17 protein-coding genes are annotated in these 20,947 nt (G+C 69.2%); 5 read left to right on the top strand and 12 right to left on the bottom strand.

Annotation, left to right across the window (positions count from 1 at the left end; all coding sequences use genetic code 11):
- Window positions 1-32 precede the first annotated feature (32 nt).
- The 8 genes from ACQ1RG_RS04900 to ACQ1RG_RS04865 form a co-directional block, all read right to left on the bottom strand.
- A complete protein-coding gene (locus tag ACQ1RG_RS04900) occupies window positions 33-2,072 on the bottom strand; it encodes a heavy metal translocating P-type ATPase (RefSeq protein WP_119297102.1) in 2,040 nt (679 codons plus the stop codon).
- Window positions 2,073-2,209: 137 nt separating this feature from the next.
- Window positions 2,210-3,415, bottom strand: coding sequence for an acyl-CoA dehydrogenase family protein (locus ACQ1RG_RS04895; RefSeq protein WP_430600601.1), 1,206 nt, complete (start codon window positions 3,413-3,415; stop codon window positions 2,210-2,212).
- A complete protein-coding gene (locus ACQ1RG_RS04890; protein ID WP_063248752.1) occupies window positions 3,412-4,752 on the bottom strand; it encodes a beta-ketoacyl-[acyl-carrier-protein] synthase family protein in 1,341 nt (446 codons plus the stop codon). Before ACQ1RG_RS04890 ends, ACQ1RG_RS04895 begins: the two co-directional genes overlap by 4 nt.
- On the bottom strand, window positions 4,749-6,344 hold the full coding sequence (locus tag ACQ1RG_RS04885; RefSeq protein WP_009379739.1) for a class I adenylate-forming enzyme family protein: 1,596 nt from the start codon (window positions 6,342-6,344) through the stop codon (window positions 4,749-4,751). The genes ACQ1RG_RS04890 and ACQ1RG_RS04885 overlap by 4 nt, the downstream gene beginning before the upstream one ends.
- Window positions 6,344-6,838 (bottom strand): monovalent cation/H(+) antiporter subunit G, encoded by a 495-nt coding sequence (locus tag ACQ1RG_RS04880; RefSeq protein WP_009379741.1) that lies wholly within the window; start codon window positions 6,836-6,838, stop codon window positions 6,344-6,346. The genes ACQ1RG_RS04885 and ACQ1RG_RS04880 overlap by 1 nt, the downstream gene beginning before the upstream one ends.
- A 391-nt stretch (window positions 6,839-7,229) precedes the next feature.
- Window positions 7,230-8,624, bottom strand: coding sequence for an NAD-dependent succinate-semialdehyde dehydrogenase (locus ACQ1RG_RS04875; protein WP_009379743.1), 1,395 nt, complete (start codon window positions 8,622-8,624; stop codon window positions 7,230-7,232).
- Between the two features lie 336 nt (window positions 8,625-8,960).
- Entirely contained in the window at window positions 8,961-11,411 is a 2,451-nt protein-coding gene (locus tag ACQ1RG_RS04870; protein ID WP_063248753.1) for a transketolase-like TK C-terminal-containing protein, read from the bottom strand.
- A gap of 27 nt (window positions 11,412-11,438) precedes the next feature.
- Window positions 11,439-12,485 (bottom strand): 1-aminocyclopropane-1-carboxylate deaminase, encoded by a 1,047-nt coding sequence (locus ACQ1RG_RS04865; RefSeq protein WP_167560304.1) that lies wholly within the window; start codon window positions 12,483-12,485, stop codon window positions 11,439-11,441.
- 253 nt (window positions 12,486-12,738) lie between these two features.
- Here ACQ1RG_RS04865 and ACQ1RG_RS04860 point away from each other — a divergent pair, with 253 nt between their 5' ends.
- The 5 genes from ACQ1RG_RS04860 (at window position 12,739) to ACQ1RG_RS04840 (ending at window position 15,995) form a co-directional block, all read left to right on the top strand.
- On the top strand, window positions 12,739-13,380 hold the full coding sequence (locus ACQ1RG_RS04860; protein WP_009379750.1) for a GntR family transcriptional regulator: 642 nt from the start codon (window positions 12,739-12,741) through the stop codon (window positions 13,378-13,380).
- Between the two features lie 14 nt (window positions 13,381-13,394).
- Window positions 13,395-13,910: a tetratricopeptide repeat protein gene (locus ACQ1RG_RS04855; RefSeq protein WP_100227502.1), complete on the top strand. Its 516-nt coding sequence runs from the start codon at window positions 13,395-13,397 to the stop codon at window positions 13,908-13,910.
- A 236-nt stretch (window positions 13,911-14,146) separates the two neighbouring features.
- Window positions 14,147-14,761 (top strand): DUF6230 family protein, encoded by a 615-nt coding sequence (locus ACQ1RG_RS04850; protein WP_009379755.1) that lies wholly within the window; start codon window positions 14,147-14,149, stop codon window positions 14,759-14,761.
- Window positions 14,761-15,270 carry a DUF6114 domain-containing protein gene (locus ACQ1RG_RS04845; protein WP_009379757.1) on the top strand — a complete coding sequence of 170 codons (510 nt, stop codon included), beginning with the start codon at window positions 14,761-14,763 and terminating at the stop codon, window positions 15,268-15,270. The genes ACQ1RG_RS04850 and ACQ1RG_RS04845 overlap by 1 nt, the downstream gene beginning before the upstream one ends.
- Window positions 15,267-15,995 carry a hypothetical protein gene (locus ACQ1RG_RS04840; protein ID WP_009379759.1) on the top strand — a complete coding sequence of 243 codons (729 nt, stop codon included), beginning with the start codon at window positions 15,267-15,269 and terminating at the stop codon, window positions 15,993-15,995. Before ACQ1RG_RS04845 ends, ACQ1RG_RS04840 begins: the two co-directional genes overlap by 4 nt.
- A gap of 60 nt (window positions 15,996-16,055) precedes the next feature.
- On the opposite strand, the gene ACQ1RG_RS04835 is transcribed toward ACQ1RG_RS04840, so the two are convergent.
- The 4 genes from ACQ1RG_RS04835 to ACQ1RG_RS04820 form a co-directional block, all read right to left on the bottom strand.
- Window positions 16,056-17,738 (bottom strand): alanine/glycine:cation symporter family protein, encoded by a 1,683-nt coding sequence (locus ACQ1RG_RS04835; protein WP_100227503.1) that lies wholly within the window; start codon window positions 17,736-17,738, stop codon window positions 16,056-16,058.
- A 75-nt stretch (window positions 17,739-17,813) separates the two neighbouring features.
- A complete protein-coding gene (locus ACQ1RG_RS04830) occupies window positions 17,814-18,572 on the bottom strand; it encodes a type 1 glutamine amidotransferase (protein ID WP_009379763.1) in 759 nt (252 codons plus the stop codon).
- Between the two features lie 111 nt (window positions 18,573-18,683).
- The gene (locus ACQ1RG_RS04825) at window positions 18,684-19,460 is read right to left on the bottom strand and encodes a 3-oxoacyl-ACP reductase (protein WP_009379773.1); all 777 of its coding nucleotides are present in this window, start codon (window positions 19,458-19,460) and stop codon (window positions 18,684-18,686) included.
- Window positions 19,461-19,571: 111 nt separating this feature from the next.
- Entirely contained in the window at window positions 19,572-20,939 is a 1,368-nt protein-coding gene (locus tag ACQ1RG_RS04820) for an aldehyde dehydrogenase family protein (protein WP_040342187.1), read from the bottom strand.
- Window positions 20,940-20,947: the final 8 nt, after the last annotated feature.

Below are 20,947 nucleotides of genomic sequence, written 5' to 3'. Positions count from 1 at the left end.
GGGGATCGGCCGGCTTCGAGGGGAGAGCCGGTCTACTCGGGCCTGGCTTCGTGAGCGATGCCCGAGTGCTCGTCGCCGTTGCCGAAGCGCAGCAGCCGCAGTGCATTGAGCACGACGAGGAAGGTCGAACCCTCATGGATGAAGACGACCGGACCCATCTGCAGGCCGAGCAGGCTTGCGGGAACGAGGAAGGCGACGATGACGAGGGAGGCGATGAGGTTCTGCCGGATGATCGCCGAGGAGGCTCGGCTGAGCCGGATGAGGAACGGGACCTTGCCGATGTCGTCGCTCATCAGCGCCACGTCGGCGGTCTCGAGCGCCACCGCGGAGCTCGCCGCGCCCATGGCCACGCCCACCGAGGCGTTGGCCATCGCCGGTGCGTCGTTGACGCCGTCGCCGACCATCGCGGTGTCGCCCTGCGAGGCGAGGCGGCGGATCGTCGACACCTTGTCCTCGGGCATGAGGTCGCCGGCGGCGGTGTCGACACCGACCTCGGAGCCGATCGCATCCGCGACGCGCTGGTTGTCCCCGGAGATCATCACGAGCTCGTCGACGCCGGAGGTCCGCAGTGAGCTGATGACGGCCTTCGCCTCGGAGCGGGGGGCGTCCATGACGCCGAGGGCGCCGAGGAACCGTCCGCCCCACCGCACGACCATGATCGTCCGTCCCTCGTCCTGCAGCTGAGTGACGAGACCGTCGATCTCCGGGGTGAGGTCGCCGGCGAACATGCGCAGGCTGCCGAGTTCCGCCGGTTCGCCCGCGATCGTTGCGGTCACGCCCTGTCCCGTGACCGATTCGACGTCGCCGGCCTCGAGGCGATCCGCGGCCGGAATCTGAGGTTCGAGGCCGGCGACGATCGCCGTGGCCAGGGGGTGGTCGACGGAGGATTCGAGGGCGAGCGCGACACGGGAGAGTTCGTCGGCATCGGCGCCCTCGGCGGGTCGGATGTCGGTGAGCCTGGGCAGACCCCACGTCAGTGTGCCGGTCTTGTCGAAGGCGATCGAGCGCACCTTGCCGAGCGTCTCCAGCGGTCCGCCGCCCTTGATGAGCAGGCCCGCGCGGGCCGCCCGGGCGACACCCGAGAGTACGGCGGCGGGAGTGGCGATCGCGAGCGCACAAGGGCTCGCGGCGACGAGGACGAGCATCGCCCGGTAGAAGCTGTCGGCGAACGATTCGTCGAGGAAGAGCCACCCGAAGGCGAGGACGGCGACGACGAGCGCGATGACCGCGGGCACGTACCAGCGCTGGAACCGGTCGATGAATCGCTGGGTCGCGCTCTTCGTGTCGTCGGCCTCGCGGACCATCGTGACGACGCGGGAGAGCGTCGAATCGGCGGCCACAGCGAGGACGACGATGTCGAGGGAGCCCGAGCCGTTGACGGTGCCGGCGAAGACCCGCGAGGCCGTGTCGATGCGACCCGGGTTGTCGAGGGCGTCGCCGGGGTCGGCGACCGGGGACTTCTCGGCGGGAATGCTCTCACCGGTGATCGCCGCCTGGTCGACGGCCGAATTGCCGACGGCGACGAAGCCGTCCGCGGGGATCCGGGCATGAGGTCGGACGACGACGGTGTCGCCGATCTCCAATTCCTCGGTCGGGCGTTCGACGACGTCGTCGCCGACGCGGACCAGCGCTGTGGCCGGGGCCAGTTCGGCGAGCGCTTCGATCGACTTCTTCGCTCGGCCCATCGCATACTCCTCGAGCGCGTGCCCGAGCGAGAAGAGGAAGAGGAGGACGGCGCCCTCGGCGAAGCGGCCGACGCTTGCGGCACCGATCGCGGCGACGAGCATGAGGAAGTCGACCTCGAACCGGCCGTGTCGCACGGAGTTGATCGCGGTCGCGAAGGTGAAGAACCCGCCGAAGAAGTACGTGGCGAGGAAGAGGGGGATGGCGATCTGCGTCAGAGGTGCGCCGGGGACGAAGTACTCGAAGATCGCCCCGGCGATGTACGTGACACCGGAGGTGATCGCGAACCCGAGTTCCCAGGCGGGCCCGCCGAGGCGACCGTGACCGTGTCCGTCATCCTTCGGTCGAGTGGTCGTCGGTGTCCCGTCCTTGCGTGCTGCCGTGTCCATAGTTCCATCGTATGCACGTATGTTTATACGTCAATATGTTTCCGCGGACACATCGGAAGTGCACAGAGGGCTGCCAGAGAGGATCGACGTCGGCGGCCGACCCAGTGATCGAGAAGGCCTCAGTGGTCGAGGATGCCTCAGTCGTCGAGGAGAGCGGCTGCGTACATCGGGCGCGCGGCGTCGGCGCTCGGCGGGTGGAAGAGACCCGCGGTCGCGTCCCGGTAGAGGCGGGAGGCCTCATGCGCGTTGTCGAAGCCGCTGCCGCCGGTGCTCATCAGGGCGATCTCCGCCGCCGAGCGGGCCACCTCGGCGGCCTTGATCCGGGCGGCCACGAGACGCAGCGGCCACCCGGCGCCGTGGTCGACGAGGTCGTCGAAGTCACGGGCGTACGCGTCGATCATCGCGGGCACGGCCTGGTAGTCGAGGTGGGCGTCGGCGAGCCGGGCACGGGTCTCGGGCACCTCGGCGAAGGACGTTCCCGCCTTCGCCGACCTCCGCTTCTTCAGCGCCGCCGCCCCGATCTCGAGGGCGCGGGCGGCGACCCCGGCGTAGACGGCGGCGATGAGGAGCTGGAAGTTGCTCGTGATCGCGAAGGTGAGGAGGTCCGGGTGACGGCCGGCCGGGATGATGCGGGAGACGCGGTCGGGGCGCATCGGCACGTGGTCGAGGATCGTCGCCCGCGATTGTGAGGCCCGCATCCCGAGGACGTCCCACTGGTCGGAGACCGTGATCCCCGGGGCCCTGCGGTCGATGAAGCCGTAGACGAGCTCCCCTTCGGCGGGGGCGTCCGCGTCGGGGCCGGCGATGCCGTCGTCGTCCGGGGTGATCGCACCGTGGACGATGAGCCGGGTCCACACCGGGGAGAGCGAGGTGAAGATCTTCACGCCGGTGAGCTCGTATCCGCCGTCGGGTGTCGGCACCGCCTCGGTGGTCGAGCCTTGGAGGACCCAGTCGTTGCCGGGCTCCGAGATGCCGAAGGCGAAGATCTCCCCGGCCATGGTCTCGTCGAAGACCCAGGTCAGGGAGTCATCCCCGCGGTCGGCGAGCGCTTTGGCCACACCCGTGGTCATGAGGTGCATGTTGACCGCCAGTGCCGTCGCCGGGGCCGTCCCGGCGAGGCGCTGCTGGAGGCGGGCGACCTCGAAAAGACTGAGCCCGGGTCCGCCGTGGGACTCGGGGACGAAGAGCGTGAGGTAGCCGAGGGCCGTGAGCTCCTCGAGGTCCTCGTCGAAGAACGTGTTCTCCCGGTCGTAGACGGCCGCGCGCTCGCGGAAGCGCTCGAGCGCATCGTCGGGAAGGTACCGATCGCCGAGTTCGGCGATGCGGGTCTCACGGTCGCTCATCGATTCTCCTCTGTGGGGTGCTCTGTGCTCTCGGGGCGCTGCCGAGCCGGCCGCTCGGGGTTCCGCAGGATGATCGCGCCGTTGTGCCCGCCGAAGCCGAACGACGTCGAGAGGACGGTGTCGAGCCGGTTCTCGCCAGGACCACCGTCGGCCGAGCTGCCGTCGGCGATCCTGCGGGCCTGGCCTGCGACGATGTCCCAGTCTGGGAACTCCGGTGACTCGAGGTTGAGCGTCGGCGGCAGGGTCTGGTCGCGCAGGGTCATCACCGCGATGATCGCCTCGACGATCCCGGAGGCGCCGAGGAGGTGGCCGGTGACCGACTTCGTCGCACTCATCGGGATCCGGTGGGCCGCCTGCCCGAGGGCCGACTCGAAGGCGGCGAGTTCCGCCCTGTCGCCGGCCGGGGTGCCGGTGGCGTGGGCGTTGATGTGGTCGATGTCGGCGGGGTCGAGGCCGGCGTCGGCGAGGGCCTCGCGCACGGCAGCGGCGGCACCCCTGCCCTCGGGGTGCGGGTTCGTCGGGTGGTGGGCGTCGCTCGCGGCACCGAACCCGGCGAGTTCGGCCATCACCTCGGCGCCTCGCGCGGCGGCGGACTCGGCGGATTCGAGGAGGATCGCCCCGGCGCCCTGGCTCATGACGAAGCCGTTCCGGGCGGTGTCGAAGGGTCGGCTCGCGGCGGTGGGGTCGTCCTCGAACCCTGCGGCGAGTGCCCGCATATTCGCGTTCGAGGCGAGGTTGACCGGCCCGAGGCAGTCCTCCATGCCGACGACGAGCACGGCCTCGGCGTAGCCGTGGCGGATGCGGCGCAGCCCCTCGCCGAGGCCGATCGCCCCGGACGCACATGTGGCCGAGACTCCCTGTGCGGGTCCCCGGAGGTCGTGTCGCTGGCTGATGAGCGCGGCCGCGGAGTCGGGGGCGCCGTGGATGGCGAGGGTGATCGGGACCCCGCGCGGCCCCGATGTCTCGAGGGCGCGGGTGGCCTCCTGCATCGCGTCGACAGGACCCGATCCCGTAGCGGCGATGACGGCGACTCGGTGGCGTTCCCACGGCAGGTCCTCGGACGGGGTGGGGATGCCCGCCTGGGTGAGGGCTTCGTCGGCGGCGGCGATCGCCCAGTGCTGGACGGGGCTGAGCCTGCGGGCGAGCGCTCGGGGTAGGACCGCCTCGGCGTCGAAGTCCCTGATCCGGCCGCCGATGCGCACGGCGAGGTCGGCGAACTGCTCCCCGTCGAGGACGTCGATGGCGCTGCGGCCTTCGCGCACCGATTCCCACAGTGCGCCGGCGTCGAGCCCGCTCGGGGTGATCGCACCCATGCCGGTGATGACGACGCGGTTCACAGTCTCGTTCCCTCTCCGCTCACGATGAGGTCAACGGTCTCGGTGCGTCGGATCTTCCCGCCGACGGTCCGCGGCAGCCGGGGCAGTGCGTAGAACCGGCGCGGGACGAACTGCGGTGCGAGATGTGACCGGGCGTGGGCGAGCAGGGCCGCCTTGTCGGGGTGCTCGGGACCGTGGCCGCCGGCGCCGGGCTTGTCGGCGCCGGAGTCGCCGTCGTCGACGACACCCGCGTCTTCGACGACGAGGGCGATGAGGCTGCCGAGCGTGGAGTCGGGCAGAGCGATCGCGATGGCCTCGCCGAGGTGGGGCAGAGTCGCAAAGGCCCGTTCGATCTCGGGTAGCGAGACCTTGTGTCCGCCGGTGACGGCGATGTCGCCGGCGCGGCCGGCGAGCTGGAGGCGACCGTCGACCATGCGACCCTGGTCGTCGACGCTCGCCCAGCCGTCGGGTCCGCGCAGGACGGCGTCGGTCGTGCCTGCGAGGTAGCCGTCGGAGCATGCGGCGGCGAGGATCCACAGGGTGCCGAGCTCGCCCTCGGGCACGGGGTCGCCGGTCTCGTCGCGGATGTCTGCGGCGATCGTCGGATAGATTTCGATCCACGTCCCGTCGCCGTCCCGGCTGTCGCCGATGAATCCGATCTCCGCGGCACCGTAGTAGCTGATGAGCCGGGTGTCCGGGAGCACCTCGGCGAGGCGGTCGCGGATGGTTGTGGGGAGGTTCGCTCCCCCGGTGACGACGAGGTCGAGGCCTACGAAGCGGTCGGGATCACGGTCGGCCGCCTCGGCGAGGGCCGCGACGACGGCGGGGACGGCGACGATCCGGGTGACGGACTCCTCGGCGATGCGGCGTCCGAGGGGAAGCGGTGCGAACTCGTCGGCGACGTGGATCGTCCCGCCGGTCGCGAGGCTCTCGATGACGGCATAGAGGGTGAGGCTGTAGGAGACGGGGCCGGGGGCGAGCGTGACGACGCCGGGCAGGGGTTCGAGGTGCGCCGAGGAGACGGCGACGTTGGCGCGGTACTGCTCGCGGGTCTTGAGGAACGCCTTGGGGTCGCTCGTCGTGCCGGAGGAGAAGAGCATGAGGAACGCCTCGTCGGGGCCGCGGACGGACGGCGACGGGAGATCGGGACCCAGGGCATGAGCACGGTCGCAGCGGCGCTCCTGCGCGGCGGCGAGTTCGGCGGCGGTGACGACGGTGCCGGTCCAGCCGGACGCGGCGAGCGCCTCGGCGAGGGTCGGGGAATCGCTGATGACGAGCCCGATGCCGGTCGCGGTGATGACGCCTACCTGGTGGTTCAGCGGCCATCGAGGGTCGATCGTCGCCGAGACGGCGCGGAAGCCGGCGAGCCCGGCGACAATGCGGGCGGTCGTGAGCGCCGAGGTGAGGCTCACCGCGGTGATCGGGATGCCCGCAGTCTCCGGGGCCGGGCGCGGCGGGTGCGACTGAGCGCGGTGGAGGGCATCGACGGCGGCGGCGAGGCTGCGGGAGTCGGCGACGAGCCCGGCGTAGCTGAGGCGGGCATCCTCACCGACGATCGCAGGTCGGTCGGGGTGGGTCCGGGCGGTCTCGAGGATCGCCTCGGTGATGGGCATCAGGGAGCCTTGGCGGCGACCGGTTCGCTCGTCTCGATGCCGGAGCGGGCGACGAGGACTTCGCCCTCGGCGACGGGGATGACGGTGCCCGTCGCGTCGGGGATGCCGGCCTCGGCGTAGAGGCGGGTGACCTCGGTGCGCAGGTGGCGCATGATGAAGATCGCGACGATGGGGATGAGGACGATGATCGCCACCGAGGTGATCCCGACGGTCAGGGACACCGAGTTCGCGACTCCGTACATCGGGAGGCCGAAGAGACCGAGGACGACCCCAAGGGTCGCGAGCACTCCGAGTGCGACGAAGACGATCGACATCCGGCTCCACAGGCTGTCGAAGCGTCCGATGTGCTCATCGAGGGTGATGAGGTTCTGCAGTGAGGGTCGGCTGGTCGTCTGGTAGCGGCGATACGCCTGCTGACCGTCCTCGTGCGACCACTGCCGGATGACCTCGTTCTTCCCGGTGATGTGCCACCGCGATGTCCACTCTTCCGTCATACTCCGCAGTCTAGACGGCGAAGGTTGCGCAGTGGCTGAACATGATCCCCGCCGAGGTGGTCGTCACCGCAGCCGTCGGACGCCGGCGTCGCGCTTCCCGAGGAGGATCCGGTTCGATTTTGGTGCCAGATTCGAACCGGATCCTCCTCGGGGGCGCGGCAGGGGGCGCGGCAGGGGACGCGGCAAGGGGCGCAGTGGCGTGCGCGGCGCCACCGGGCACCCGAAAGACGAGCCCGGGCACGCGAAGCGGGCGCCGCACCCAGCCCGGGAGGACTCTCCCGCACCGGACGCGACGCCCGCTCACGTGCAACCGAATGTGCAACCGACCGACCGTGCCCCGCCGCCTGAGTCAGCGACTAGCACTGATCAGCGGCGCACCCCGGTCAGGGTGTCACTCGGCGACGTAGTACATGCGCTTGTTGACGAACTCGTCCATGCCGTAGGGGCCGAGCTCGCGGCCGAAGCCCGAGCGTTTCGTGCCGCCGAACGGGATCTCCGCGCCCTCACCGGCAGGGGTGTTGACGTTCGACATGCCGACATCGAGCTGCTGGGCGATCTTCGCCGCGCGCTCCTCGTCCTTCGAGAACACGGCGCCGCCGAGGCCGAAGTCCGTGTCGTTGGCGAGCTCGAGGGCCTCGTCGTCGCTCGAGACCTTGTAGACCGTGGCCACGGGACCGAAGAGCTCCTCGCGGAACGCATCCATGTCCGAGGTCACGCCGGTGAGCACGGCCGGGGTGATGTAGGCCGAACCGTCGTCGGCGAGTTCGCCGCCGACGAGGGTGGCACCCTGCTCGACCGCGCGCTCGAGCTGCTTGCGGAGGTTCTCCGCGGCAGACCGCGAGGACAGGGGCGAGTATCCGCCTTCGACGGGCTCGGACGGGTTCGACTTCTCCGAGGACTTCGCGCGCTCGGTGATCCCGGCGACGAAGTCGTCGTAGATGTCGTCCATGACGATCATGCGCTTGTTCGCGTTGCAGACCTGGCCGGTGTTGTACAGGCGGGTGCCCCATGCGGTGTCGACGGCCTCGTCGAGGTTGTCGGTGTCGAGGATGATGTACGGATCGGATCCGCCGAGCTCGAGCACGGCCTTCTTGAGGTACTTGCCGGCGAGTGCGCCGACGATCGACCCGGCACGCTCGGAGCCGGTGAGCGAGACGCCCTGGACGCGGCGATCGGCGATGATCGTCTCGATCTGGTCGTGCGAGGCGTAGACGTTGTTGTACACGCCCTTGGGCACGCCGGCGTCATCCATGATCTGCTGGATCGCGGCCGCCGAACGCGGGCAGATCTCAGCGTGCTTGAGGATGATCGTGTTGCCGAGCACGAGGTTCGGCGCGGCGAAGCGGGCCACCTGGTAGTACGGGAAGTTCCACGGCATGATGCCGAGGATCACGCCGACGGGACGGCGCTGGATGTAGGCCTTGCCGCCGGAGAAGGACTTGATCTCCTCGTCCTTGGAGAACTCGGGCCCGTTGTCGGCGTAGTAGTTGAAGATCGCCTCGCAGAACTCGGCTTCCTCGATGCCCTCGGGAATGGGCTTGCCCATCTCCTCGGCGATGATCTTCGCGAGCTCTTCCTTGCGCTCACCGAAGAGGGCGGCGACCTTGTTGACGATCGCGGCACGATCCTCGATGCTCTTCTCACGCCACTTCAGGTAAGCAGCCTGAGCTTCGTCGATGACCTGACCGATCTGCTCGTCGGTGGCGGTGTCGAACCGCTCGACGATCTCGCCCGTGGCCGGGTTCTCGACCCGGTAGCCGGTCGCGGCGCTGACTGAACTGCTCATTCCAGACTCCTTTGACTCATGGCACCCTGGGTGATTCCAGGGAAGCGGTTGCCTACTGCGACGCCGCCCGAATCGACGGATCGCGTATGCCTGCCTCTCACGCTATCAACACGTGACCTGAGCAACAAGTGCCGGAACCTGGGGGTATCATCAGCACTCCGAGCCTCCCGATGCCCCCGCCGAGGTTGTGCGGATTCCGCGCATCAAGCGACGGATTCCGTAGGTGAGGACTACGGCTGTCACGGTTTCGGCAGGCCGGTTCGAGGACCCCCGCATCTGCCGAATCAGGGGTCCGCACCCGCCGAGGCGGGGGACCCACTTCGGCGCCGGTGACGCTCACCTCCCGAGCAGGTCGAGGGCGTTCGAGACGATCGAGACCGTGTCGATGCCGTGGATCTCGTGGGCCTCGGAGACCGAGGAGGCCTGCCCGAAGTCGCTGACGCCGAGGTTGCGCGTCCGGTCTCCGCGGATGCCGGCGAGGAACGACAGCGTGTGCGGGTGACCGTCGAGGACGGTGACGAGCGGTGCCGGGTGCGCGGCGGGGAAGAGCTCATCGGCGATGGCCGAGCGGGGGCTCGGACTCACCCGGGTCCGCTCCTGGACGGCCCGGAAGATCTTCGACGGCGAGGTCAGGCACACGACACCGGCGCGGATGCCGAGACTCTCGAGCCTTTCTGCGGCGTCGAGGACCTCGGTCATCATCGCCCCGACGCCGACGAGCGTCACTGCGTCCTCACTCGCCGGATGGTCGCTCAGCCGGTAGCCGCCGGCGATCACCTGCTGCCTGCGGCGCTCCCGCAGGAGCGGATCGGTGGGGACGGCGGCACGCTCCTGGGCCACCGGCCGGGTCGTCAGGCGGAAGTACGCGGAGTCGCCGTCGGGATCGGCGAGGTCGCGCAGCGCTTCGAGCAGCGTCCATTCGAGGTCCTGCGCGAACGCCGGTTCCCAGCTGGTGAGCTTCGGGATCTCGAGGGTGACCGAGGGGGTGTTGAAGGACTGGTGCGCCCCGCCTTCGGGGGCGAGGGTCACACCGGAGGGAGTGCCGACCATGATCGAGCGTCCGCCCGCGTAGAGCCCGAACGTCCACGGCTCGAGGGCGCGGTTGATGAACGGGTCGTAGATCGTCGCGATCGGCAGCAGCGGCTGACCCCACCGCTGCCCGGTGGTGCCGAGCTCACCGGCGAGGGAGACGAGGTTGATCTCGGCGATGCCCATCTCGATGTGCTGCCCGCTCGAGTCCTCGTGCCACTTGAGCACCCGCTCCCGGTCGTCGGAGAACCAGTCCTCGCGTCCGGCCGGTGACCACACGCCGGTCTTGTTGATCCATCCGCCGAGGTTGGTCGACGTCGCGACGTCGGGTGAGACGGTGACGACGCGGCGGGCGACCTCGGGGGCGACGTTCTTGAGGTCGGCGAGGAACCGTCCGAGCGCGGCCTGCGTCGAGACGACGGCCTTCGGGGTGAACCCGAGCTCGGCGGGCACCTCGGCGACGGCATGGGTGGTGATCGGCTCCCGGCACAGGCGCTCGGCAGTCTCGACGCAGAGCCGCCCGGCCGGGGTGTCCGCGTCGAAGGTCTGCCACGGGTTCTCGAGGTCCATCCCCGAGGCGGCGGCGAGGTCGCGCATCTGGTCCTCGGTGAGCTGCGCGGCGTGGTTGCCGGGGTGGCCTTCGGTGGCGAGGCCACGACCCTTGATCGTGTAGGCGAAGACGACGGTCGGACGCGTGTCGTCGATCTGGTCGAACGTGTCGACGAGCTGGCCGAGATCGTGACCGCCGAGGTCGCGGATGAGGGAGGCGAGGTCGTCGGGGGCGAAGCGGTCGGTGACGGTGCGCAGGGAGGCGGCGTCCGCCTCGGCGAGGCCCGCGAGCAGACGGTCGTGGACTTCGGTGGGATGGGCACGCAGGAGACGCTGGTACTCGGGGTTGGGCATCGAGACGAGCCGCTGCCGCAGCGCCTCACCTCCCTCACCGGCGAAGACGGTCTCGAGCCTGCGCCCCCACTGACACGTGAGCACCTGCCAGCCGGCAGCGGCGAACATGCCCTGGAGGCGCTGGATCTGGACGTCGGGGATGACCCGGTCGAGGGACTGGCGGTTGAGATCGACGATCCACGTGACTTCGCCGAGCGCGCGGACTTCCGGGTCGATGATCGCCTCCCACACCGCGCCTTCGTCCATCTCCGCGTCGCCGAGGAGGGAGTAGAAACGACCGGCTGAGGGGGTGTCGGGGAAGCGGTCGGAGACGTACCGGTGGGCCAGGGCCGCCCAGATCGGGGCGGTCGCGCCGATGCCGACGGATCCCGTCGAGAAGTCGACGGTGTCGGGGTCCTTCGTCCGCGAGGGGTACGGCTGGAGGCCGCCGCGGGAGCGCAGGGTGTCGAGGTAGGAGACGTCGAGGTCGCCGAGGAGGTAGTTGATCGCGTGGAGGACCGGGGAGGCGTGCGGTTTGACGGAGACGCGGTCGACAGAGCGCAGCGTCGTGAACCAGAGTGCGGTCATGATGCCGGCCATCGACGCCGAGGACGCCTGATGTCCGCCGACCTTGACGCCGTCGCTGTTGGCCCGCCCGCGGTTGGCGCGGTCGATGATCGAGGTGGCGAGCCAGAGCACGCGCTGGGCGATCTCGTCGAGGACCTCGTCCTCTCCCGACGCCGAGGCGGTCAGCGGCCTGTCGTTCGTGCCGGGCGGGCTGACCTGGATCGACGTCTCGAACTGGTGGAGTTCGTCGGCGTCGCGCTGGTCGGTGCTCGGCGTGTTCACGGTGCTCTGCTGGTCGTTCGCGGCCATGGTCGTGTGCCTTTCGAGAAGGGGGGATCAGCGGGTCGTGGCGGGGGTCGGAGCCTCGGAGAAGATCGAGCTGTACGCGTTGAGGGCGAGCTGTCCGCCGAGGTGGGCGTAGAGGACCGTCGAATCCGCGCCGATCGTCCCGTCCCCGACGAGGTCGATGAGTCCGGCCATCGACTTGCCCTCGTAGACGGGGTCGAGGATGACGCCTTCGAGTTCGGCGGTCGTGCGGATCGCGGCGACCGTCGTCTCGTCGGGGATGCCGTAGGCGGGTCCCTGCCAGCCGGAGCGGATGTCGACCTCGGCCGGTGTGATCTCGCGGCCGAGCCCGATGAGGTCGGCGGTGCGGTTCGCGATCCGCTTGACCTGCTCGCGGGTCTTGTCCAGCGTCGCCGAGGCGTCGATGCCGATGATCGTCCGGGGCCGGCCGCCGGCGGCTTCGACGGCGGCGAAGCCGGCGATCATGCCGGCGTGCGTCGATCCGGTGACCGTGCAGACGACGATGGTGTCGAAGAAGACCCCGAGCTCGGCCTCCTGTCCGGCGACCTCGTACGCCCAGTTCGCGAACCCGAGTCCGCCGAGGGGATGCTCCGAGGCTCCGGCCGGGATCGGGTACGGGGTGCCGCCGGCGGCCTCCACCTCGGCGATCGCGTCCTCCCAGCTCGAGCGGAAGCCGATGTCGAAACCGGAGTCGTCGAGGCGGACGTCGGCGCCGATGATCCGTGAGATCTCGATGTTGCCGACCCGGTCGTTGACCGGGTCGTCCCAGTCGACCCAGCGCTCCTGGACGAGGCGGGACTTCAGCCCGAGGTGCGCGGCGACGGCGGCGACCTGGCGGGTGTGGTTGGACTGGTAGCCGCCGATCGAGACGAGCGTGTCCGCGCCCGAGGCGAGGATGTCGGGGACGATGTACTCGAGTTTGCGGGTCTTGTTCCCGCCGAATGCGAGACCCGAGTTGACGTCTTCGCGCTTCGCCCAGATCGTCGCCCCACCGAGGTGGTCGCTCAGTCGGCGCAGCTCGTGCACGGGGCTCGGGCCGAAGGTCAGGGGGTAGCGCTCGAAGTCGGTGATGGCCATGGCGTCCTTGTCTCTGGGGGCGGTGCTGGGACTGTGTCGCTGTCGGTCGGGTCACGGGCAGTGGTGGATGGGCCTCGTCGTTGAGACCCACCTCACGATATGCAATATATTGCATTCCGAGCGTCGCTACAATGAGGAGCGACCGACCATCCCACATGTCAGGATTCACAGGGGCTGGCCAACCAGCCGTCACCGCACAGATCAGCTGTCACCGTACAGACCAACCGTCACCGCATAGACAGGGAGAGCAGCCGTGCCGATACCCGAGGCGTCACCGATCCCGCACCGCACGCTGCTGCGCGACGACGTCTACCGGTCGATACGCGATGCCATCATCCGCGGTCAGCTCGCACCGGGAGAGCAGCTGCGCGATCAGGAGCTCGGGTCGTGGCTGCGGGTCTCCCGCACCCCGGTGCGCGAGGCCCTGCAGCGCCTCGCCCAGGCCGGCCTCGTCGTCGCGGAGCCGGGGAAGATGACCCGCGTTGCCCCGGAGAACCCTGCGGCGATCATCAACGCCCGCCAGGTCGCCGCCGAACTCCATGCGCTGGGGATGAAGCTCGCACTGCCGCACCTCGACGCCGACGATGTCGCCGAGATGGAGGAGGCGAACGCACGCCTCCAGGCCGCGCTCGAGGCCTCGGACAGCGAGGCGGCGATCGCCGCCGACGACGACTTCCACGCGGTGGCGCTCACGCGCAGCGGCAACCCGCTCATCCTCGACCATCTCGAGGTCGTCACCGCGACGCTGCGCCGTGCGGAGTACCTCCACTTCGATTCGGAGAAGGGGTCAGCCTCGCCGGAGCAGCACATCGAGATCCTGGCCGCGATCCGCGCCGACGACCACGATCTCGCCGTCACCCTGACCAGGGAGAACTGGTCCGTCCTCGAGGGGTGAACGCGATGTCGGAGATGGCAGAGCAACCGCCTGAGAGCGAAGCGCCGCCGACGGAGATCGCAGACGTCGTCGGCGGTCAGGGGTGGATCCTGCGGGGCAGCGATCTGCGACCGGCGATCGTCGACCTGCAGGCGTTCCGGGCGGGACTCGCCGAGGATCCGTTGTGTCCGGTCCTCGAACGACTGTGGTCCGACGAACCTGCCGCAGCTCTGCGCATGCTCGACGACCATCCCCCAACGCTGCGCACCCGCGCGCTCAGAGCCGACTGCCTGCGCGAACTCGGCGCACCCGGCGAGGCCGCGGACGTCTATGATCGCCTCGTCGCGGAGACCGCCGGAACCCCGCTGGAGGCCACGATGCGACAGCACCGGGGAAAGGCGCTCCTGGCAGCTGGTCGCGTCGACGACGCGATCGACGATTTCCGCATCGCGGTCTCGATGCGCCTCTCCGGCGACCCCGCACTTCTCGAATCGGCCGAGCAGGCGCTCGCCTTCGCTCTGCGCCGCCGCGCGGTCGACCCCGAGCGCTGAGGGGCCCGGTTCCCCACCCGCATTGATCGCGACCTGCCCGCACGACCCGACGAGCACCGCCGCCCGATCCCGCAGCCCCTCTTGGCGCACTGCGGGCAAGAAAACCTCCCCCATCGGCGACCTCAGAGGGTGTTGCGTCTGAAAGGACGATCGATATACTCGCCAGTAACACCCCGTAGTAACTTACGTCACATATTGAGGCGCCGACGCAGTCGTCGGCGTCGGGAAGAGGATCGATGAAGTTCCCGAAGTTCCGCCACATCAGCAAGCTCACCTCGTCGTATGCCGGACGGATCGCGCTCGTCGCGATTCCCGCCGGCGTCGTCTCCGCCGGTCTCATGGGAGGTGTCGCGCAGGGTGCCGTGCCGGTCTCGTTCTCGGTGTCGGGAAGCCAGTTCCAGATCAGCGCCTCCCAGCTCGAGGGCACGGGGTTCTCCCAGTACGGCGGCACCGCCGAGGACAGCGAGGGCGGCAAGCACACGGTCGCGATCGCGAACATCAAGAGCGCCGAGCTCAGCGATCTCTGCCAGTCCGCGGTCACCGACACGCCACTCGGGAAGGCCGGTGTGCTCATCACCGCCGGCGGTGGCGGCCAACCGGCGACGGCGAGCGATCTGCAGATCGGGATGACCGGACTCAAGGGCGACGCCGAGTTCTCGAACATCCGCATCGGCGTCGACGCCTCCGACGTCAACACCAAGGCCAAGGGCACTGCGGGCGACTTCGCCCAGGATTCGGACACCATCTCGATCTCGGGACTCGAGCAGACGGCGTGGAGCACGCAGGCGTCAGTCTTCACCCTCAAGGGGATGAAGCTCGAGCTCACCGACGGATCGAAGACGTGCTTCTGATGGCGAGCGCACAGACACGACGAGCGAACACACAGTCACGCCGCGGTCGCCACCGGACGGAGCGGACCGGCGGCTTCCGACGCTGGCGCCGGCAGCGGCCGTTCATCGGCGGCCTCCTCGTCATCCTCGGCGGGATCGAGCTCTTCTTCTCCGGTCAGCTCGACACGGGCAATCTCCACATCCAGCTCGGCATCGAGGGACTCCAGGCGACGATCATCCCGATCACCCTCGTCGTCCTCGGCGTCCTCGCGATGGCGATGCCCGTCCACCACGTGTTCTACGGGATCCTCGCGCTCATCATCGCGGTCTACTCGCTCGTCGGGGTCAACCTCGGCGGCTTCATCCTCGGAATGCTGCTCGCGAGCATCGGCGCCGTGCTCGTCGTCGCGTGGATGGGTCCCCGCGAACCGAACGGGGCATCGAGCGGGGAACCGAGCGCAGAGTCCCTCGGATCGGTGGACGAACGGAGGGACGTCGCGGAGACCGCGAGCCGGGAAGGCACCGTATGAGGGCGCCCGTCCGCAGCGCCGCGCTGGCTCTCTCGGCACTCGCCCTCACCGTTCCCGCGACGGTGCTCACGTCGATGGGGGCCTCCGCCGCCGAGGTGGGGCCCGGTTCCGGGGCGCTGTGCAGTCCGCAGTCCCCGTGCGGGGATCCGGCCGAACCGGGACCGAGCGTGGGACCGACCCCGACGGAGTCACCCACCGAGTCCCCGACGCCTGGTCCGACCGAGTCGCCGACGGAGGCCCCGGAGCCCACGGAGTCACCGCAGCCCACTGAGTCCCCGGACCCCGTCGAGGCGACGGAGGACGACGATGCGCCGATCTTCGCGAAGACCCCGGCGTCGCTGGGCTCGGAGAAGCTCTCGTTCACGGGGCTGAGCGGCGTCTCGATCGTCTCGGTGCCCACCGCGGACGGGGGGTCGATCCGGGCGCTGAAGATCACCGCTGATTCGATCACGATCACCGGCTTCTCACTCACGGTCCGCCCGCCCGGTGAGCCGGGCCTCGTGACCAAGGCGGACGAGATGACGCTCAAGGGAGATGTGAGCGTCTACATCGGGTCGATCACCGCGACGACGAAGGACGGGAAGTCGCTGACCATCGGCACCGACACCCCGCCCCCGCTCGACGACGTCGAACCGGGACTGGTGCGGGTGACGATGGGCCTCGTCGGCTCGATGGCCGATTCGATCAGCTACTCGAACACCGATCAGAAGATCGTCAAGCCCTGAGCCACGGAGCGGCCCTGAGCCGCGGAGTGAGGTGGCCGACCGGACAGCCGGTCGGCCGCTTCACTCGCCCTTCTTCGCGCGGGCGAGCTTCTTCTCCTTAAGCGTGCTGCGCACCTCGCGGAGCCGGTCGCGTTTGCGCCGGCGTCCCGCCTCGGCGGCGGCGACCTGCTCCGAGGTGGGCTCATGGTCGCCCATGCCCACCTGGAGCTCCGGCGGGCTGATCTCGGTGACCACCCCGACGTCGATCTTCTTCCGCAGCCGGAGGATCTCGAGGCGGAGGATGCGGCAGAGGAAGTAGATGCCGAGCAGGTTGGGAAGGGCCATGAGGAAGAAGATCGCATCCGAGAAGGCGATGACCGACTCGAGCGACATCGAGGCGCCGACGATGACGGCGAGGATCCAGAAGATCTGGTACGCCTTGTCCGCCTTCTTCGAGTTCCCCGTCAGGTAGCCCAGGGCCTGCTGCCCGTAGTAGCCGTAGGCGAGGATCGTCGAGAACGCGAAGAGGACGACGGCGACGGTGAGCAGGATCGGGAACCAGCTGCTCACAGTGCCGAATGCCTCGGCGGTCAGCCCGATGCCGTCCTCGGTGCTCGTCGTGTAGAGCCCGGTGGTGATGATCGCGAGCGCGGTGAGCGTGCAGACGATGACGGAGTCGATGAGCGGCTCCCACATCGCGACGAAGCCCTCGGTCGCCGGCTTCGTCGTCTTCGACGCGGCATGGGCCATCGCGGCCGAGCCGATGCCCGCGGCGTTGGAGAACAGCGCCCGCTGAATGCCGACGATCGCGACGCCGACGATGCCCCCGGCGATGCCGTCGGGGCTGAACGCGCCCTCGACCATGAGGACGAACGCGCCGGGGATGGCGCCCGCGTTGACGATGAGGATGACGATGACGGAGAGGAAGTAGAGGATCGCCATCATCGGCGTGAGCTTCGACGTCCACTGCCCGATCTTCCGGATCCCGCCGAGGATGACGAGCGCGGTGAGGGCGGCGATGACGACGCCGATGAGCCAGAGCCTGTCGGCGAGGAAGCTGTCCTCGCCCCCGGTGGCGCCGACGAGGATCGACGCCGCCTGGTTCGCCTGGAACAGGTTGCCGGCACCGATGACGCCGATGACCGCGGTGAGGGCGTAGAACGCGGCTAAGAACTTCCCGAGCTTCGGGCGTCCGATCTCGGCGAGACCGTCGCGGAGGTAGTACATCGGCCCGCCGGCGACCGTGCCGTCGTCGTTGATGCGCCGGTACTTCACGCCGAGCGTCGCCTCGGCCATCTTCACCGTCATCGCGAAGAAGCCGAAGATGATGATCCACAGCGCAGCGCCCGGTCCGCCGACCGTGATCGCCACGGCCACACCGGCGATGTTGCCCAGGCCCACGGTGCCCGAGAGCTCGGTGGCGAGCGCCTGGAAGCTCGAGACCTGACCGGGGTCGGTTTTGCGGGTGAAGCGTCCGCGGATGATGCCGAGCGAGTACTTCAGACCGGTGACCGGATGGAAGCGGAGGTAGATCGTGAGGAAGACCGCGGCGGCCATGAGCCAGACGACGATGAGCGGGATGCCGAGGTCGCCGATGCGCAGCTCGAAGAAGACGATGCTGCTGAAGGTCTGCGCGATCGGCCCGAGGAAGGACTCGATCGCCTGGTCGATTCCGGCGGCCTGCACTGTGTCGGCGGCCTGGAGTGTGCCGGTCGGGGCCTCGACGGCCGAGAGCTGGGACAGGTGTTCAGTTATGGAATTCATGCGCACGGGTGCGAGTGAGGGATTCGTCCGGAGGATCGGTCCGGGACCGGCACCCAGCATCAACCTAACAAGCGCTCAGCTCGTTGTCAGGTTGACGTCATCCGCCCCAGCGCCGTTTCGGCCCTCTCGCCTGCGCAGATACTCGACGAATCTCTGCGCGAGCTCGCGGCCCCACGCGATGAGCTCCGCGTCGGCGGCGCGGACCTCCTCGACGATCGACTCGGCCGTCTTCCCCTCGGGCAGCGGGACCGAGTCCGAGGACAGCCAGCGGGCGATCTGCACGGCGTCGGTCTCCGGGTGGAACTGCGTCCCCCACGCGAACTCGCCGACCCGGAACCCCTGCACAGGCGCGTCCGAGCCGGTGACGAGGAGTTCCGCACCCTCCGGCAGGCTCATCTCCTCCTGATGGAAGAGCACCGAGGGCAGCGTCCGTCCGGCGAGTGCGGCGAAGACCGGGTCCGACTCCCCCGCCGAGGTGGTGCGGAGATCGTAGATCCCGATCTGCGGGCGCTCCCGCCGGGAGATCCGCGCGTCCGTGGCCGCGGCGAGCAGCTCCCCGCCGAGGCAGACGTTGAAGCTCGGGAACTCACCGCCAGCAGAGCGCTGCAGCAGCTCCCTCACCTGCGGAAACCACGGATTCGCCGTGTCCTCGAGGGGACCTGCGGCGCCGCCGAGGACGAGGAGCGCAGCGTAGTCGCCGGGGGCCGGGATCGCCTCGCCGAGGTACGGACGGACGACGACCACCTCGGCGCCGGCCTCCTCGAGCCACTGCCCGAAGCGTTCAGGACCGGTGCCTTTCTCGTGTTCGATGACGAGAATCCTCACGTCTGCCATGGCCTCATTCTCCTCGGTCAAGCCGGCGAGCACTTTGCGATGCGAGGAACGCCCGAAAAGTGCGCTCCGGCTTGACCGAGAGCCCCGCACGCCCCAACTCAGCCGCCGCCCTCACTCCGCAGTGACGTACGCCGAGGTGATGCCGCCGTCGACGGTGAACGTGGAGGCGTTGACGAACGTCGAATCGTCGCTGGCGAGAAACGCCACGGCCGCGGCGATCTCCTCGGGCTCACCGAAGCGGCCGCTGGGCACGTGGACGAGGCGGCGCTGAGCCTGCACGGGGTCGGCGGCGAAGAGCTCCTGGAGCAGCGGCGTGTTCACCGGTCCGGGACACAGGGCGTTGACGCGGATGCCGTCCTTGGCGAACTGGACCCCGAGTTCTCGGCTCATCGAGAGCACCCCGCCCTTCGAGGCCGAGTAGGAGATCTGCGAGGTGGCGGCCCCCATGAGGGCGACGAACGATGCGGTGTTGATGACCGATCCCGACCTCTGCCTGACCATGTGGGTGAGCGCGTACTTGCAGCAGAGGAAGACCGAGGTGAGGTTGACCGTCTGGACCTTCTGCCACGCGGCGAGGTCGGTCGTGAGGATCGAATTGTCCTCGGTGGGGTTGATGCCGGCGTTGTTGAACGCGACGTCGACCCGGCCGTAGTGCTCGACGGTGGTGTCGAAGAGGTTCTTCACATCCTCCTCGTCGGCGACGTTGACGCGGACGAAGAGCCCGCCGAGTTCCTCGGCGACCTCCTGGCCGCGAGCCTCGTCGAGGTCGGCGATGACGACCTTCGCGCCCTCTTCGGCGAGCCGCTTCGCGCTCGCCAGCCCGATGCCCGAGGCACCGCCGGTGATGACGCAGACCTTGTCCTTGAGTCGGGTTGCCGCTGTGGTCATGGTTCTCCTTGGTGATGTGTCTGAGGTGGTGTGTCTGAGTTGGTGTGTCTGAGTTGGTGTGTCTGAGGTGGTGTGGCTGAGGTGGTGGGTCTGGAGCTCGCCGAGCCCGGCTCACTCCCCCGGCCGGGTCGCGAAGAAGACGTTCTTGACTTCCGTGAATGACGCGACCGCGTCGGGGCCGAGCTCGCGGCCGAGCCCGGACTGCTTGAACCCGCCGAACGGCGTCCAGTACCGGACCGAGGCGTGCGAGTTCACCGAGAGGTTCCCGGCCTCGACCCCGCGGGAGACCCTCATCGCCCGGTCGAGACTGTTCGTCCAGATCGAGCCCGAGAGCCCGTATTCGGTGTCGTTGGCGATCCGCAGGGCGTCGGCCTCGGTGTCGAAGGGCACGACCGAGAGGACGGGACCGAAGATCTCCTCCGTGAAGTCAGCGGTGGAGGTCGAGGCCGGGGTGAGCACGGTCGGCGGGAACCAGAACCCCGGTCCCTCCGGTGCCGTTCCCCGGAACGCGACCTCGCCGGCGGCGACGTAGGAGGCGACCTTGTCCCGGTGCGCTGCGGTCACCAGCGGTCCCATCGCCGTGTCCGGAAGCGTCGGATCGGCGGCGGCGAAGTCTCCGACGGACTCCTCGAGGGCGGCCATGAACTCGTCATAGATCCCCCTTTGGACGAGCAGCCGCGAGCGAGAGCAGCAGTCCTGTCCCGAGTTGTCGAAGACGCCCCCGGGGGCCGCTGCCGCAGCGGCGGCGATGTCGGCGTCGTCGAAGACGATGTTCGAGTTCTTGCCGCCGAGTTCGAGGGTGAGGTTCTTCACCTGCGCCGCGCAGCCGGCCATGATCCGCTTGCCCACCTCGGTGGAGCCGGTGAAGACGATCTTCCGTACGGCAGGGTGGGTGACGAAGCGTTCGCCGACGACAGATCCCTTGCCGGGGATGATCGTCAGCACGCCCTCGGGGATCCCGGCTTCGCGGGCGAGTTCGCCGATGCGGATCGCCGTGAGCGGGGTGATCTCCGCGGGTTTGAGGACGACGGTGTTGCCGGCGGCGAGCGCGGGGGCGAACCCCCACGAGGCGATCGGCATGGGGAAGTTCCACGGGACGATGACCCCGACGACCCCGAGCGGTTCGGCGAAGGTGATGTTCACTCCCCCGTCGACGGGGATCTGCCGGCCGAAGAGGCGTTCGGGCATCGCCGCGAAGTACTCGATGACGTCGCGGACGTTGCCCGCCTCCCACGTCGCGTTCGAGATCGTGTGCCCGGCGTTGGCGACCTCGAGGGCGGCGAGTTCGTCGATCGCCCCGCCGACAGCGTCGGCGAAGCGCCGCAGCAGCCGCGCCCGGTCGCCGGGGGCGACCTTCCGCCACTCGTCGAAGGCCGTCTGCGCCTTCGCGATCGCGGCGTCGGTGGCGTCGACATCGGCGATCTCCACCTCGGCGATCGACTCCTCTGTGGCCGGGTTGACGACGGTGAACGTACTCACGTCACTGC

Source organism: Brevibacterium sp. K72, assembly GCF_050562175.1.
Classification (GTDB): Bacteria; Actinomycetota; Actinomycetes; order Actinomycetales; family Brevibacteriaceae; genus Brevibacterium; species Brevibacterium casei.
This window is presented reverse-complemented; position numbering and strand designations above follow the sequence as displayed.